Below are 15502 nucleotides of genomic sequence, written 5' to 3'. Positions count from 1 at the left end.
AAACGTAGCGAGCGGTCCGATGTTGGCCTGAGAAGCGCAGCCGTACACGGGTACGGCGAGCATCACAGGGGCAAGATCGGGACGCGCAGTCGTTTTGCAGAGTCTTCTAGCGCCCCAGATAGGATTCGATCACCCGCTCATCGCGCTTGACGGCATCGAGCGTGCCTTCGGCCAGAACGCTGCCTTCGGCAAGCACGGTCACGCGCCCTTCCGCCCCCGCCAGCGCGGCGACAAACTCCATGTCGTGCTCCACGACCATGATCGAGCACGTGCCGCGCAGGCCGTTGAGCAACGCGGCGAGCTGCATCGTCTCTTCATCCGTCATGCCGGCAACGGGCTCATCGAGCAACAGCAGTTGCGGTTGTTGCATCAGCAGCATGCCGATCTCAAGCCGCTGCTTCTGACCGTGCGAGAGCAGCCCGGCGGGCCGATACGCCTCGGCTTCCAGGTGGATGCGGCCGAGGGTTTCTTCGATGCGCTGGCGGCCGTCGTTCAGCAGACGCGCGCGCAGCGACACCCACCAGCGCTTGTCGGCCTTCATCGCCAGTTCCAGGTTTTCCCACACGGTGTGCTGCTCGAACACGGTCGGCTTCTGGAACTTGCGGCCGATGCCGATCTGCGCGATGCGCGGTTCGGTCAGGCGCAGCAGGTCGATGGTCTGCCCGAGGAACACGCGACCCGTTACGTCGGCGTTGCGCGGCCCCGTCTTGCCAGTGATCACGTCCATCATCGTGGTCTTGCCCGCGCCGTTGGGGCCGATGATGCAGCGCAGCTCACCATGGTCGATCGACAGCGTGAGCGCATTCAGCGCGCGGAAGCCGCCGAAGCGCACAGTCACATCTTCGAGGTACAGGATGGCGCCGTGCGAGACATCGATCGTGTCCGGCTCAACCACATGGCCCATGCCGGTGGCGGTGCCGGTCTCCGCGCGATCGGGGAGTTCGGTGAAGGTGCTCATGCGTGGTCTCCGGTGACGGTCGCGGCTTCATGCGCCTTGGCTTGCGTGGGCGCACGCTTTTGCATGCGCAGCTTGCCCATCAGCCCCAGCACGCCGTTCGGCAGATACAGCGTCACCAGCACGAAGATCGCCCCGAGCACAAACAACCAATATTCAGGCACCCATGCGGTCAGCAACGTCTTGGCCCCGTTGACGAGGAACGCACCGATGATCGGGCCGATCAAGGTGCCGCGCCCGCCCACGGCCACCCACACCGCCATCTCGATCGAATTGCCCGGCGACATCTCGCCCGGGTTGATGATGCCGACCTGCGGCACGTAGAGCGCGCCCGCAATGCCGCACAGCACTGCCGAGAACGTCCACACGAACAGCTTGTAGCCGAGCGGGTTGTAGCCGGAGAACATCACGCGTGCTTCGGCATCTCGGATGGCAGTGACCACGCGGCCGAACTTGGACGTGACGATGGCGCGGCACGCAATGAACGCCAGGGCCAAGGCGACGAACGTTGCGACGAACAGCACGGTGCGGGTTGGCAATGCAGAGATCGGGAAGCCGAGAATGCGCTTGAAATCCGTAAAGCCGTTGTTGCCGCCAAAGCCCGTCTCGTTGCGGAAGAACAGCAGCATGGCCGCATACGTCATCGCCTGCGTGATGATGGACAGGTACACGCCCTTGACGCGTGAGCGGAAGGCGAAGAACCCGAACAGCCATGCCAGCACGCCGGGCACCAACACCACCAGCAGCGCGGCCCAGGCGAAGTGCTCGGTACCGTGCCAGAACCAGGGCAGCTCCTTCCAGTCGAGGAAGACCATGAAGTCCGGCAGATCGCTCTTGTACACACCTTCACGGCCGATGGCGCGCATCAGGTACATACCCATCGCATAGCCCCCCAGCGCGAAAAACACGCCATGGCCGAGGCTGAGGATGCCGCAATAGCCCCACACCAGATCGAGCGCCAGCGCCGCAAGGGCGTAGCACATGATCTTGCCGACGAGCGTGAGCGCATACGCCGACAGATGCAGCGGGCTGCCTGCCGGCACGAGCAGCGCGCACACCGGCGCGCCAATGCACACGATAAGCGACACCAGCACCAGCGCAGACCATCCGCGCCGCGAGAGCAACGGCATGCGCGCCGGAATATCGAGAGAAAACTTGGTCGTCGTCATATCAGGCCTCCGCGCTGCGGCCCTTGAGGGCGAACAGCCCCTGCGGACGCTTCTGGATGAACAGCACGATCAACACCAGCACGATGATCTTCGCCAGCACCGCGCCATAGAACGGCTCGATGAACTTGTTGATCAGCCCGAGGCCGAACGCCCCGATGATCGTGCCGGCCAACTGCCCGACCCCGCCCAGCACCACGGCCATGAACGAATCGATGATGTAGCTCTGGCCGAGGTCCGGGCCGACGTTGCCGATCTGCGAAAGCGCGCAGCCGCCCAGCCCCGCAATGCCCGCGCCAAACGCGAACGCGTAGCTGTCGACCTTCCAGGTGCGCACGCCAACGCAGGCCGCCATCGTGCGGTTTTGCGTAGTGGCGCGCACGAACAGGCCCAGGCGAGTGCGATTGAGCACCGCCCACGCAATCGCCACGACGGCCAGCGCAAACAGCAGAATCACGAGCCGGTTGTACGGCAGGATCAGCCCCGGATAGAGCGCAACGCCACCGCTCATCCAGCTCGGGTTGGCTACCTCCACGTTCTGCGCACCGAAGATAGAGCGCACCGCCTGCATCAGCAGCAGGCTGATCCCGAACGTGGCGAGCAGCGTTTCGAGCGGGCGGCCATACAGATGGCGCAGCACCAGCCGCTCCAGAGCAAAACCGACGATGGCTGCGGCCAGGAACGCGGCAGGCAGCGCTGCCGGGAGATACCAGTCGAACGCGTTCGGAAAGTAGTTGCGGAAGATCGTTTGCACCACGTACGTGGCATACGCGCCGATCATCAGGAACTCGCCGTGCGCCATGTTGATGACGCCGATCAGGCCGTAGGTGATGGCCAGCCCGAGCGCCGCGAGCAGCAGCACGGAGCCCAGGCTCAGGCCAGCGAACAGGTTGCCGATCAGTTCTGATTTGCGCTCCTGTGCGGCCAGACTATCGAGTGCTTGCTGTGCGGCGGCACGCAGTTCGCCGTCGGCGCCGCTGTCTTTCGCGAGCAGCGGTGCAATGCGTTGCCGGGTCTGCGGGTTGGTGTCGCCCGCGAGCAGCTTCAGCGCTTCGAGCTTCTCGGCATGTGTGCCGTCGTCGAGTGCGAGATTGGCCCACAGCAGATGCAGCTTGCTGCGCAAGTCCGGATCGGTTTCATGCTTGCGTGCGGCGTCGACAATGAGGCGCGACGCCGTCTCCGGATGCGCGAGCAGCGTATCGACGGCCTGCGCGCGCACGGCGCGATCGGGCGATTGCAGCACAAAGCCGCTCGCCGCGCTGTCCACCTGGGCACGCAAGGCATTGTTCAACGTGAGGGACTGCAAATCGTCGGCCTTGACGGTCACGGGTTGGCCCGAAATCGCATCGAGGTAGCGCTCGCCGTCCTGGCGCACCATGCCGGCGGCAGGCGCAAAAAACAGCGCGTCGTTCTGCAACGCTTGCAGAATCGGGCCGGCCTGTTCGACAGGCGCTGCGGTGAGCGCGTTGAGCGTCTTTACCTTGGCGTCGAAATCGTCTTCGGCCAGCGGCTTGAGATCGGCCTGGGTCAAAGGTTGTCCGGCAGCCCACGCAGATACCGCGGGCATCGCAGCCAGACAGACCGCGCACAGCAGCGCGGCAAAGAATCGGGACAAGCGCATCATGGCAATCCGATACGTGGCGGCCGATGTCGAAACCGGTCCGCCACGTCGTACAGCGTCGTTCAAAGGACCGGCTACGTTAGACACATGGCCGGCCCACCTGACCACATCACTTGCTTGCAACCATGTCAGGCTTGCCCTCGTTGCCGGGGATGTACGGGCTCCACGGCTTGGCGCGAATCACCGTCGGCGTCTTCCACACGACGTTGAACTGGCCATCGCCGCGCACCTCGCCGATCATCACGGGCTTGCTCAGGTGATGGTTGTTGTTCATCACCAGCGTGAAGCCCGACGGTGCCTTGAACTGCTGGCCGTACATCGCCTTGCGGACCTTGTCTACATCGGTGGAACCGGCCTTTTCCACGGCCTGTTTCCACATCATGATGCCGACGTAGGTGGCTTCCATCGGGTCGTTGGTGACGCGCTTGTCACCGCCCGGCAGGTTGTTGGACTTGACCCACGCAGCCCACTTCTTCTTGAAGTCGTCATTGACCGGGTTCTTGACCGACATGAAGTAGTTCCACGCTGCCAACTGGCCGGCCAGCGGCTTGGTGTCGATGCCGCGCAGTTCTTCTTCACCCACCGAGAAGGCCACCACCGGTACATCCTTGGCCTTCAGGCCAGCGTTGCCGAGTTCCTTGTAGAACGGCACGTTCGAATCGCCGTTGATGGTGGAAATGACAGCGGTTTTGCCGCCCTGCGAGAACTTCTTGATGTTGGCGACGATGGTCTGATAGTCGGAGTGACCAAACGGGGTGTAGACCTCTTCGATGTCGCTGTCCTTCACGCCCTTGCTGTGCAGGAACGCGCGCAGGATCTTGTTGGTCGTGCGCGGGTAGACGTAATCGGTACCGAGCAGGAAGAAGCGCTTGGCGCCGCCGCCTTCCTTGCTCATCAGGTATTCCACCGCCGGAATGGCTTGCTGGTTGGGCGCCGCGCCGGTGTAGAAGACGTTCTTCGACATCTCTTCGCCTTCGTACTGCACCGGGTAGAACAGCAGGCCGTTCAACTCTTCATAGACGGGCAGCACCGACTTGCGCGACACCGACGTCCAGCAGCCGAACGTCACGGCCACCTTGTCCTGCGTCAGCAGGCCACGTGCCTTCTCGGCAAACAGCGGCCAGTTCGAAGCCGGGTCCACCACCACCGGTTCCAGCTTGCGGCCCAGCACACCACCGCTCTTGTTGATCTCGTCGATCGTCATCAGCGCCACGTCTTTCAGCGACGTTTCGGAGATGGCCATGGTGCCCGACAGCGAATGCAGGATACCGACCTTGATCGGGTCCTTTGCCTGAGCAAACGCGAAGTTCGACACGGACAACAGCGTTGCGGCGGCGACGGCAGACAGCTTCAACAGCTCACGACGTTTCATTGCGGCTCCTTGGGTTTATTGGTGGCGAGAACGACTCCCCGGGACCCAAAATTGCAACTACCGTGCCATCACATTTGGCTCATTCGAAGGGAAATCCGCGCCAAAACGGTGCCAAAGCCGCGCCAAGAACGCGCATTTGTTCGACAGGATGCGCCCGCTTGGGGCGCATGAAGACAAGCACAAAACAAGCGGAGTGCAAGGGCAAGCCAATGAAAAAGAAAGGCCGGCATTGCGCCGGCCTGGTGAACCTACGAAAAGCGAGACTCAGGAATAGCGGCGCGAAATCGATTCGGCCACGCAAACCGGGCGCTCCTGCCCTTCGCGTTCGATGGTCACAGCCCAGGTCATCTGAGCGCCTGTCAGCGTGGGCGCATTAGGCAATGGTGGCAGCGCTTCCATTTCCACCAGCTTCACGCGGGCGCGCACACGGCTGCCCACCGGCACGGGCGCGGTGAAACGGACCTTGTTCAGGCCGTAGTTCACGCCCATCTTCACGTCGGCCATCTCGATCGCGTTCGCCATCAGCATCGGCAGCAACGACAGCGTCAGGAAGCCGTGCGCCACCGGCGCTCCGAACGGCGACTCGCGCTTCGCACGCTCAACGTCCACGTGAATCCACTGGTGATCGCCCGTGGCCTCGGCGAAGAGGTTCACCTGCTGCTGCGTGATCTCTGTCCAGTCGCTCACGGCAACTTCCTGGCCGATCAAGCCTTTGAGCTCGTCGAGCGATTCGATGATGCGCATCTGGGTTGTCTCCTTGTTGTGATGCGATGACGGGTAATCAAGCCTTCGGGCGCCGGCCAAACAGGCCCATGCCCGTCACCGTGCAGACGAGTTCGCCGCGCTGGTTACGCGCCTCCCAGCGGTTGACGGCCACGCCGCGGTCCGGCTTCGACTGCGACGGACGTACTTCCATGCATGTACTCGACACCGACAGCGTGTCGCCCGGATACACCGGCTTCATCCAGCGGATTTCATCCACGCCGGGCGAACCCATGCTGGCCGCCTTGCCGAGGAAGCCGGTCACCATCAGCCGCATCATGATGGAGCAGGTCATCCAGCCGCTGGAAATGATGCCGCCGTAGATGCTGTGCTTGGCGGCTTCCGCATCGATGTGGAACGGCTGCGGATCGTACTGCCGCGCGAAGGTCAGGATCTCTTCTTCGGTGACGGTGTAGGTACCCATCTGCAGCGTACGACCGACTTCGAAATCATCGAAGTAGAACTCGTACGATCGCGTTGCTTCTGCCCTTTCGTTCTCCGCCATATCGTCTCCTCCAAATGACAACGCCCCGCACGAATGCGGGGCGTTCAGGTTTGCCGTTACGCTGCTTGCTGGAAGCCAGGCAGCGATGCGAAGCGTGCCAGGTGATGATCCACGTCGCCCAGCGTCGTGTTGATCATCGTCAGCCGCTTGAACATGTGCGCGGCGGGCAATTCGTTCGTGACGCCCATGCCGCCGTGCAGTTGCACGGCTTCCTGGCCAACGTCACGCGCTGCCTGTCCGACACGCGCTTTGGCCGCAGACACATAGCGACGGCGTGCCTCGACGTCGCCATCTTCAAAATGCGCGGCGGCCAGATAGGTAATCGAGCGCGCTTGCTCGCCATGGATGAACATGTCGACCATGCGGTGCTGCAATGCCTGGAAGCGCGCGATGGGCACGCCAAACTGCTGGCGGGTCTTGGTGTACTCCAGCGTTGCAGCGTTCAGTGCATCGATGAGGCCGATCGCTTCAGCGCACAACAGCACGCAACCAAGATCCGCCACGGCGTCGATCGTTTCCCACGCTTCGCCCGCGGCGCCAAGCAGCGTTGCCGGTGCATTGTCAAAGCGGATGTCCGCAGCGTGCAGGTTGTCGATCGTTCGGTAGTCCTTGACCGTGACGCCGGCCGCAGTGCGGTCGACAACAAAGAGCGACAGGCCCGACGTATCACGCGCTTCACCGCCCTTGCGCGCCGAGACGATCAGCTTGTCTGCCTGCGCGCCATGCACCACAACCGCCTTCTCGCCCGTGAGCGTCCAGCCACTGCCCTGCTGCGCGGCACGCGTGGTGACGTTGAAAAGTTCGTAACGCGATTGGGGCTCGCCGAAGGCGATAGCCAGCTTCACGGCGCCGCCGGCGACTTCTTCAAGCAAGGCATCCTGCCCGCCTGCAAGCTTGAGCGCCTGCGCGCCAAGCACGGTCGCCTGATACGGTTCCACGACCAGGCCGCGGCCGAGTTCCTGCATCACCACCAGCAAGTCCATTGCGCGGCCGTCAAAACCGCCTTGTGCTTCGGGCACCGGCAACGCGGTCAGGCCCAGTTCGGCCAGCGCATCCCAGTGAGCCTGTGACACGCCTTCCGGCGAGTACACGACCTTGTTGCGGGCCTCAAAACCATAGTCTTTGTCGATGAAGCGGCGCACTGCATCGGCCAGTTGCTTCTGCTCGTCGGTGAACGAGAAATCCATGTTTGTCTCCGATATGTGTTCTGTCGCCGTTCTGCTCAGACGCCAAGGATCATCTGCGAGATGATGTTGCGCTGGATCTCATTCGACCCGCCGTAGATCGAGGTCTTGCGATAGTTGAAGTAGTACGGCGCAAGCGGCGCGGCATCGTTGTCGCCCGTCACCGCCTGCGAGGTGTCGCCTTCCAGGTAGCTCGGGTCGAACGGCTGGGCATACGGCCCCACTGCCTCGACCATCAACTCGGTCAGCATCTGTTGGATCTGCGTGCCCTTGATCTTGAGCAGCGACGCCTCGGGGCCGGGGCCTTTGCCGGCGTTCTCGCTCGACACCACGCGCAGCACCGTCATCTCCAGTGCCAGCAGTTCAATTTCCAGCGACGCCACCTTGGCACCGAACACCGGGTCCTGCAGCAGCGGCTTGCCGTTCTTCTGGTGTTGCTTGGCAACGCGCTTGAGAAACGCCAGTTCGCGCTTGGAATTGCCCACACGCGCGATGCCCGTGCGCTCGTGGCCGAGCAGATACTTGGCGTATGTCCAGCCGCGGTTCTCATCACCGATCAGGTTTTGAACCGGTACCTTGACGTTGTCGAAGAACACCTCGTTCACTTCGTGCTCTTCGTCCAACATGATGATGGGGCGCACGGTAATGCCCGGCGTCTTCATGTCGATCAGCAGGAACGAAATGCCCTCTTGCTTCTTCGCGTCCGGGTCCGTGCGGACCAGGCAGAAGATCATGTCGGCGTGTTGGCCAAGCGTGGTCCAGGTCTTCTGACCGTTGACGATGTAGTGATCGCCTTCGCGCACGGCGCGCGTCTTCACCGAGGCCAGATCGGAACCGGAACCTGGCTCCGAATAACCCTGGCACCACCAATCGGTGCAGTCAACGATGCGCGGCAGGAAATAGCGCTTCTGCGCTTCATTGCCGTATTTCATGATCACGGGGGCGACCATGCTGACGCCGAACGGCAGCACGCCGGGCGCGCCGACCTCCGCGCATTCTTCGTCCCAGATGTGCTTTTGGATGGGAGACCAGCCGGTGCCGCCCCACTCGACCGGCCAGTGAGGTACCGACCAACCCTTGGCCGCGAGCGCCTTGTGCCAACGAACGAAATCGTCGCGGTTCAGGCGGCGGTGGTTCAACACCTTGTCTTGGATGTCCTTGGGCAGATTGGCTTCCAGCCAGCCGCGGACTTCCTGGCGGAACGCATCATCGGCCGCCGAGTAGTTCAGATCCATGCCTGTCTCCTGTGGTTGGCTCCCCACCGCGGCAAATCGGTGGAGAACGTTCTGTCGGACCGGCGCGGACCTGAATCGAGGCTGTCAGTGCACGGGCTGCTTGAGCGCGTCGGGCACCAACAGCGGCATCACGTCAATGCCTTCCTCTGCCAGTTCCTGCGCTTCCTCCCGAGACGTCGTCCCGCGAATGCCCCGCTCCGGCGCCTCGTTGTAATGCATGCGGCGCGCCTCTTCTGCAAACCGCTCGCCGACGTCCTCGGTATTGGCCAAGACGTGGCGCACGGCTTTCAGATAGAGCTGTTGCAGGGCTGCGGGCGCGCCGCCCTCGCCTTCAGCTGCCTTGGCGGTGCCGCTTTTCTGGGCGGTCTCCGCACGTGACGACGACAGATTCAGGCGCGGCGCACTCGGCAAGCGCTCAACCTCGTTATGACCGCAAACTGGGCACGTCAATAGCCCGCGCTTTTGCTGCGATTGCAGGTCGGCATCGGATCCGAACCAGCCTTCGAAGCGGTGGTCATTGGCACAGCGGAGGTCCAGCACTTTCATGATCGGTCCAGCGCATGGGGATGAGTGTATCCCCGATTCGAAAATTTGTGAACGGTCGTGCTAATTTTTTCGCACGACCGTTCGCTATGGTAACAACGACAGGAAAACGGTGTGATCAAGCGGCGGCTATAAGCGCCTCAGACGGCACCCGGCGTCCACGCTCCTGACAGAATTTTCTCAAGCCAAAACGTGCCGATGATGGTCTTCACGTCGGAAATCTTACCTTCGCGCACCCAATCGATCAGCTGGCCGGCCGGCGTGACGAAAGTTTCGAGAAATTCGCCTTCTTCCAGCATGGCCGTACCCTGCTTGAGATCGCGCGCGAGATAGATATCGATGAACTCGGTGGAATACGAAATGACCGGGTGAATGCGCGTGAGGTAATCCCAGCGCTCAGCCGTGTAGCCGGTTTCCTCACGCAGTTCGCGCTTGCCGCATGTGAGCGCGCCTTCCTGCGGATCGAGCTTGCCGGCCGGGAATTCAATCATCACCTGGCCGACCGGGTAGCGGAACTGACGCTCCATCAGCACGGTGCCGTCGTCGAACAACGGAATCATCATCACCGCGCCGGGGTGAATCAGGTATTCGCGGCTGGCATTGCGGCCGTCCGGCAGACGGACGATGTCTTGCTTGAGCGTGAGAAATTTGCCCTGGTGCATCAACGCAGAGGCAACCTGCGTCTCGCGCAGACCGGCATCCGGGTCCTGCGTCCCATCAGGGGTGGCGTTCAGCGGGGTGTAATCGGACATGGCGCTCTCTCATGCCGAGACAGCGAGAACCTGCCCGGCGGGAATTAACGGGAATCGCGAGGATGGCGAATCAGGTATTGCCACGTAAAGCCGGGAAACGCGAACACCAGCATCAGGCAAGCGGTGATCGCATAAAACTGCCAGCCTTGCGCAAACGCATTGCCTTGGCTCGATTCGATACCGAAGCCGATCAGCCCCACCACAACATACATGGCAATCAGCTCGGTGCCGCGCAGCCAGAACGGCTTGCGCGGCCAGCGTGCTGGCACCAGAGCCAGCACGCGTTGATTGACGAACGGCAGGTTGGCACAGATCAGTGCCAACACGATGACAAACAGACCGCCCGTCGAAGTGCTCATGGTGCTCGGCGTGTTACGAAGCCAACGTCAGGCGGATTGCCTGATAGCACACAGCCATCAGGCCGGCCGGGAAGATACCCAGCAAGAGCACCAGCAAGCCATTGACCGACAGCAACGAACGCAGGCCGAAGGTGGCCTCCACGGGGCCATCATCTGCCGGCGCATCAAAGTACATGACCTTGATGACGCGCAGGTAGTAAAACGCACCGACCAGCGAGAACAGCACCGCCACGACGGCCAGCCACGGCATACCGGCATCCACCACCGCGCCCAGGACCGACAGCTTGGCGTAGAAGCCAACTGTGGGCGGCAAGCCCGCCAGCGACATCATGATGAACAGCATCAGCAGCGCAAACCACGGGCTCTTCTTCGACAAGCCTTTCAGGTCGGCAATCTCTTCTGCCTCATAGCCCTTGCGCGCAAGCAGCAGGATCATGCCGAAGCCACCCAATGCGGTCAGCACGTAGGTAATCGCATAGAACATCGACGCGCTGTAGGCCTGGGCCGTCAAATCCGGCTTGCCGGAGCTGACGCCCGACACAAGGCCCAGCAGCAGAAAGCCCATGTGCGAGACGGTGGAATAGCCCAGCAGACGCTTGAAGTTGGTCTGAACAACGCCCGTGATATTGCCGATAGCCAACGACACGACGGCCAGCACGATCAGCATGTTCTGCCAATCGAACGCCAGCGGCAGCAGGCCTTCCACCAGAATGCGAAACGTCATCGCGAACGCCGCCACCTTCGGTGCGCCGGCAATCAGCAGCGTCACGGCCGTCGGCGAGCCCTGGTACACGTCCGGCACCCACATGTGGAACGGCGCCACACCCAGCTTGAAGCCCAGACCGGCGACGATGAACACCACGCCAAACACGAGGATCGTCTTGTTGATCTCGCCGTTCTTGATAGCGTCAAACACCTTACCCAGTTCCAACGAACCAGTCGCGCCGTACAGCATCGACATGCCGTACAGCAACAGGCCCGATGCGAGTGCGCCCAGAATGAAATACTTCATGGCCGATTCGGACGACACGTTCGAACGGCGACGCAGCGCAACCAGTGTGTACGACGCTAGCGACAGCAATTCCAGACCCAGATAGAGCACCAGGAAGTTGTTGCCGGTGATCATCACCACCTGACCGCCCAGCGTGAACAGGGCAAACATGTAGAACTCGCCTGCGTACATGTCCCGGTCGGCCAAATAGCGGCGCGTGTAGACCAGTGTGGCAAACAGGGTCAGCGCACAGAAAGACGCCAGCACGTTGGCCATCGGGTCGATGACGGCCATGTTGCCGAAGACGTAGTGCGTCTCGCCGTTGGCAGCATTCAGCCCGAACCACACGGCCAGCACCAGCGTAATCACCAACGAAACCGGGTAAGCCACGCTGCTTCGCTTCTGGCCGCGGGCCAAGTCAATCCAGTTGACGGCACCAATGCCCAGCGCGAGAAAAACGATTGGGGCAAAAGCCGCAATAGAGGAGGACGATTGCATAGTTTCTTCTCGCTGCTTACAGCTTCGACTGAGCCACGTGGGTCAGCAGGTTGACCACGGACGCATGCATGACATCGGTGAAGGGCTTCGGATACAGGCCCATGTACAGGGTGGCGATCGCCAGCACGCCCAGCATGAAGAACTCGCGGCAATTCAGGTCCTTCAATTCGGCAACGTGCTTGTGGGTCACATCACCGAAGATCACGCGCTTGACCATCCACAGCGAATACGCAGCACCAAAGATCAGTGCCGTGGCGGCCAGCAAACCAATCCAGAAATTGAACTTGACCGAACCCAGGATCACCATGAACTCGCCGACGAAACCCGAAGTTGCCGGCAGGCCGCAGTTGGCCATCGCAAAGAACACCGACAGCGCCGCGAACTTCGGCATCGTGTTCACCACACCGCCGTAATCGGCGATCTGGCGCGAGTGCACACGGTCATACAGCACGCCAATGCACAGGAACATGGCACCCGAGATGAAGCCGTGCGAAATCATCTGGACAATACCGCCCTCGACGCCGATCTCGTTGAAGATGAAGAAGCCCAGTGTGACGAAGCCCATGTGCGCAATCGACGAATACGCGACCAGCTTCTTCATGTCGGCCTGCACCAGCGCGACCAAGCCGATGTAAATCACGGCGACCAGCGAGATCGCAATGATGAATGCCGACAGGCTGTGACTCGCATCCGGCGCGATCGGCAGCGAGAACCGAAGGAAACCGTAGGCGCCCAGCTTCAGCATGATGGCAGCCAGGACCACGGAGCCGCCGGTGGGCGCTTCCACGTGGGCGTCCGGCAGCCAGGTGTGCACCGGCCACATCGGCACCTTCACCGCAAAAGCCATGAAGAACGCGAGGAAGATCAGGATCTGCTCGTTCATCGACAGCTTGACCTGATGCCACTGCAGGATTTCAAACGTGCCGCTGTGGAAGTACAGATACAGCAGCGCAACCAGCGTCAGCAACGAGCCCAGCAGCGTGTACAGGAAGAACTTGAATGCCGCGTAGACGCGATTCGGGCCACCCCACACACCGATGATGATGTACATCGGGATCAGCGTGGCTTCGAAGAACACGTAGAACAGCAGACCGTCGAGCGACGCGAACACACCGATCATCAGACCCGACAGGATCAGGAACGCGGCCATGTACTGCGCCACGCGCTCCGTGATCACTTCCCACGCAGCAATCACCACGATGACGGTGATGAATGCAGTCAGCACCACGAACCACATCGAGATGCCGTCGACACCCAGGTAGTAGCTGATGTGGAAGCGCTCGATCCACGACGATTTCTCGACGAACTGCATCGCAGCCGTCGTCTTATCGAAACGCGTAATCAGCGGCAGCGTCATCACGAAGCTGATCAGCGAGCCGATCAACGACATCCAGCGGACATAACCGGGATTGCGGTCTGAGCCCGAGGCCAGCACCAGCACGCCGAAGAAGATCGGCAGCCAGATCGCAAAAGACAGAACCATTTTTGTAATCCCTTATTTGCCTGCCAGGAACACGAAATACGTCAGCAGCCCAACCGTGCCGATGATCATCGCGAACGCATAGTCATAGATGAAGCCGGACTGGAGCAGGCGCACGACCGTCGCGAACCAGCCCACCAGACGCGCGCTGCCGTTGACGACAACACCGTCGATCACGCCCTGATCGCCGCCCTTCCACAGGCCACGGCCAAACTTGACCGCACCGTTGGCGAAGACGATCTCGTTGATCTTGTCCATGTAGTACTTGTTGTCCAGCAGCTTGTAGACGCCAGAGAAACGCTTGGCGATCGCTGCCGGAATATCCGGGCGCTTCAGGTAGAAGAACCACGACAACACGACGCCCGCCAGCAGGAGGATGAACGGTGCCGACGTGAAGCCGTGCAGCGCCATCTCGACCCAGCCGTGGAAGTCTTCGGCCAACACCTTCATTGCTTCGTGGTTATCAGCATTGAAGATGACTTCCGAGAACACCACACCGTGCTTGAAGAACTCGCCGAACAGCATCGGCTGGATTGCCATTGCGCCGATGATGACCGACGGAATCGCCAGCAACACCAGCGGCACCGTCACCACCCACGGCGACTCGTGCGGCTTTTGGCCCGGGGCCAGACCATGGTGGTGATCGTGGTCGCCCTCTTCCTCTTCATGGTGATCGTCGTGATGGGCGTGGGCCTTGCCGAAACGCTCCTCACCGTGGAACACCAGGAAGTACATGCGGAACGAGTAGAACGCGGTCACGAACACGCCGGCCAGCACCGCCCAGTAAGCGAACCCGGCGCCCGGCAGGTGCGATTCACGAACCGCTTCGATGATCGAGTCCTTCGAATAGAAACCCGCAAAGAACGGCGTGCCGATCAACGCCAGCGACCCCACCAGCGACGTCAGCCACGTGATCGGCATGTACTTGCGCAGGCCGCCCATGTTGCGCATGTCCTGATCGTGGTGCATGCCGATGATGACCGAGCCCGCGCCGAGGAACAGCAGCGCCTTGAAAAACGCGTGCGTCATCAGGTGGAACACGGCCACTTGATAAGCCGATGCGCCCAGTGCGACGGTCATGTAGCCCAGCTGAGACAGCGTGGAGTACGCCACCACGCGCTTGATGTCGGTCTGGATGATGCCCAGGAAACCCATGAACAACGCAGTGATGGCGCCGATAATCAGCACGAACGACAGTGCGGTGTCCGACAGTTCGAACAGCGGCGACATGCGTGCGACCATGAAGATACCGGCGGTCACCATGGTTGCCGCGTGAATCAGTGCGGAAATCGGGGTCGGGCCTTCCATTGAGTCCGGCAGCCACACGTGCAGCGGGAACTGCGCCGATTTACCCATCGCACCGATGAACAGGCAGATACAGGCGACCGTCAGCATGTGCCAGTCGGTGCCCGGGAAGCCAATCGTGGCCAGGTTGTCTCGAGCGGCGAACACGTCGGCGTAGCTGAGGCTGCCGCTGTAAGCCAGCAGCAGGCCAATCCCGAGCACGAAGCCGAAGTCGCCCACGCGGTTAACCAGAAACGCCTTCATGTTGGCGTAGATGGCGGTCGGACGCTTGAACCAGAAGCCAATCAGCAGATATGACACCAGACCCACTGCTTCCCAACCGAAGAACAGCTGCAGGAAGTTGTTGCTCATCACGAGCATCAACATCGAGAAGGTGAACAGCGAGATATACGCGAAGAAACGGTTGTAGCCGTCATCTTCAGCCATGTAGCCGATGGTGTAGATGTGCACCATCAGCGAGACGAAGGTCACCACGCACATCATCATCGCCGTGAGCGAATCGATGAGGAAGCCGACTTCCATCTTCAGCGCGCCAACCGTCATCCATTCGTAGACGGTGCCGTTGTAACCAGCGCCGTTGATGACGTCGGACAGCGTCAGCGCCGACAGAATGAAGGCGATCGCAACACCGAGGATGGTGACGCTGTGGGACGCCGTGCGGCCGATCTTCTCGCCGAAGAACTTGGTGCCGAACAGCCCGGCGATCGCCGCGCCGGCCAGCGGCGCGAGCGGAATCGCCAGCAGCAGGTTGGGATTGAGCGTGGTAGCCATGGA

At 61.5% G+C, this 15502-nt stretch carries 14 protein-coding genes; all 14 read right to left on the bottom strand.

Going from position 1 to position 15502, the window contains the following annotated elements:
- Positions 1-106: 106 nt before the first annotated feature.
- Entirely contained in the window at positions 107-958 is an 852-nt protein-coding gene (urtD, locus tag BG83_RS0102890; RefSeq protein ID WP_024975310.1) for an urea ABC transporter ATP-binding protein UrtD, read from the bottom strand.
- Positions 955-2124: an urea ABC transporter permease subunit UrtC gene (gene urtC / locus BG83_RS0102885; RefSeq protein ID WP_024975309.1), complete on the bottom strand. Its 1170-nt coding sequence runs from the start codon at positions 2122-2124 to the stop codon at positions 955-957. The genes urtD and urtC overlap by 4 nt, the downstream gene beginning before the upstream one ends.
- Position 2125: 1 nt before the next feature.
- The gene (gene urtB, locus BG83_RS0102880) at positions 2126-3745 is read right to left on the bottom strand and encodes an urea ABC transporter permease subunit UrtB (RefSeq protein ID WP_024975308.1); all 1620 of its coding nucleotides are present in this window, start codon (positions 3743-3745) and stop codon (positions 2126-2128) included.
- 106 nt (positions 3746-3851) lie between these two features.
- Entirely contained in the window at positions 3852-5114 is a 1263-nt protein-coding gene (gene urtA / locus BG83_RS0102875) for an urea ABC transporter substrate-binding protein (protein WP_024975307.1), read from the bottom strand.
- 264 nt (positions 5115-5378) lie between these two features.
- Entirely contained in the window at positions 5379-5858 is a 480-nt protein-coding gene (locus BG83_RS0102870) for a MaoC family dehydratase (RefSeq protein ID WP_024975306.1), read from the bottom strand.
- A 37-nt stretch (positions 5859-5895) separates the two neighbouring features.
- The gene (locus tag BG83_RS0102865; RefSeq protein WP_024975305.1) at positions 5896-6381 is read right to left on the bottom strand and encodes a MaoC family dehydratase; all 486 of its coding nucleotides are present in this window, start codon (positions 6379-6381) and stop codon (positions 5896-5898) included.
- Between the two features lie 56 nt (positions 6382-6437).
- Positions 6438-7568: an acyl-CoA dehydrogenase family protein gene (locus BG83_RS0102860; protein WP_024975304.1), complete on the bottom strand. Its 1131-nt coding sequence runs from the start codon at positions 7566-7568 to the stop codon at positions 6438-6440.
- 35 nt (positions 7569-7603) lie between these two features.
- Positions 7604-8800: an acyl-CoA dehydrogenase family protein gene (locus tag BG83_RS0102855; RefSeq protein WP_024975303.1), complete on the bottom strand. Its 1197-nt coding sequence runs from the start codon at positions 8798-8800 to the stop codon at positions 7604-7606.
- 84 nt (positions 8801-8884) lie between these two features.
- Entirely contained in the window at positions 8885-9346 is a 462-nt protein-coding gene (locus BG83_RS0102850) for a DUF1178 family protein (RefSeq protein WP_024975302.1), read from the bottom strand.
- A gap of 137 nt (positions 9347-9483) precedes the next feature.
- Positions 9484-10095 (bottom strand): NUDIX domain-containing protein, encoded by a 612-nt coding sequence (locus tag BG83_RS0102845; RefSeq protein WP_024975301.1) that lies wholly within the window; start codon positions 10093-10095, stop codon positions 9484-9486.
- 44 nt (positions 10096-10139) lie between these two features.
- On the bottom strand, positions 10140-10454 hold the full coding sequence (locus BG83_RS0102840) for a DUF2818 family protein (protein ID WP_024975300.1): 315 nt from the start codon (positions 10452-10454) through the stop codon (positions 10140-10142).
- Between the two features lie 13 nt (positions 10455-10467).
- On the bottom strand, positions 10468-11943 hold the full coding sequence (nuoN, locus tag BG83_RS0102835) for an NADH-quinone oxidoreductase subunit NuoN (protein ID WP_024975299.1): 1476 nt from the start codon (positions 11941-11943) through the stop codon (positions 10468-10470).
- A gap of 16 nt (positions 11944-11959) precedes the next feature.
- Positions 11960-13426, bottom strand: a complete 1467-nt coding sequence (locus BG83_RS0102830) for an NADH-quinone oxidoreductase subunit M (protein WP_024975298.1) — start codon at positions 13424-13426, stop codon at positions 11960-11962.
- 12 nt (positions 13427-13438) lie between these two features.
- On the bottom strand, positions 13439-15499 hold the full coding sequence (gene nuoL / locus BG83_RS0102825; RefSeq protein WP_024975297.1) for an NADH-quinone oxidoreductase subunit L: 2061 nt from the start codon (positions 15497-15499) through the stop codon (positions 13439-13441).
- Positions 15500-15502: the final 3 nt, after the last annotated feature.

It is taken from the genome of Ralstonia pickettii (genome assembly GCF_000607165.1).
Taxonomy (GTDB): domain Bacteria; phylum Pseudomonadota; class Gammaproteobacteria; order Burkholderiales; family Burkholderiaceae; genus Ralstonia; species Ralstonia holmesii.
Note: the sequence above shows the minus strand (reverse complement) of the source record. Positions and strands in the feature narration are given on the sequence as shown.

What these genes read in the sequence shown, in the direction of transcription:
- urtD (WP_024975310.1), bottom strand. Translation starts at nt 958, where the DNA reads ATGAGCACCTTCACCGAACTCCCCGATCGCGCGGAGACCGGCACCGCC.
- urtC (WP_024975309.1), bottom strand. Translation starts at nt 2,124, where the DNA reads ATGACGACGACCAAGTTTTCTCTCGATATTCCGGCGCGCATGCCGTTG.
- urtB (WP_024975308.1), bottom strand. Translation starts at nt 3,745, where the DNA reads ATGATGCGCTTGTCCCGATTCTTTGCCGCGCTGCTGTGCGCGGTCTGT.
- urtA (WP_024975307.1), bottom strand. Translation starts at nt 5,114, where the DNA reads ATGAAACGTCGTGAGCTGTTGAAGCTGTCTGCCGTCGCCGCCGCAACG.
- BG83_RS0102870 (WP_024975306.1), bottom strand. Translation starts at nt 5,858, where the DNA reads ATGCGCATCATCGAATCGCTCGACGAGCTCAAAGGCTTGATCGGCCAG.
- BG83_RS0102865 (WP_024975305.1), bottom strand. Translation starts at nt 6,381, where the DNA reads ATGGCGGAGAACGAAAGGGCAGAAGCAACGCGATCGTACGAGTTCTAC.
- BG83_RS0102860 (WP_024975304.1), bottom strand. Translation starts at nt 7,568, where the DNA reads ATGGATTTCTCGTTCACCGACGAGCAGAAGCAACTGGCCGATGCAGTG.
- BG83_RS0102855 (WP_024975303.1), bottom strand. Translation starts at nt 8,800, where the DNA reads ATGGATCTGAACTACTCGGCGGCCGATGATGCGTTCCGCCAGGAAGTC.
- BG83_RS0102850 (WP_024975302.1), bottom strand. Translation starts at nt 9,346, where the DNA reads ATGAAAGTGCTGGACCTCCGCTGTGCCAATGACCACCGCTTCGAAGGC.
- BG83_RS0102845 (WP_024975301.1), bottom strand. Translation starts at nt 10,095, where the DNA reads ATGTCCGATTACACCCCGCTGAACGCCACCCCTGATGGGACGCAGGAC.
- BG83_RS0102840 (WP_024975300.1), bottom strand. Translation starts at nt 10,454, where the DNA reads ATGAGCACTTCGACGGGCGGTCTGTTTGTCATCGTGTTGGCACTGATC.
- nuoN (WP_024975299.1), bottom strand. Translation starts at nt 11,943, where the DNA reads ATGCAATCGTCCTCCTCTATTGCGGCTTTTGCCCCAATCGTTTTTCTC.
- BG83_RS0102830 (WP_024975298.1), bottom strand. Translation starts at nt 13,426, where the DNA reads ATGGTTCTGTCTTTTGCGATCTGGCTGCCGATCTTCTTCGGCGTGCTG.
- nuoL (WP_024975297.1), bottom strand. Translation starts at nt 15,499, where the DNA reads ATGGCTACCACGCTCAATCCCAACCTGCTGCTGGCGATTCCGCTCGCG.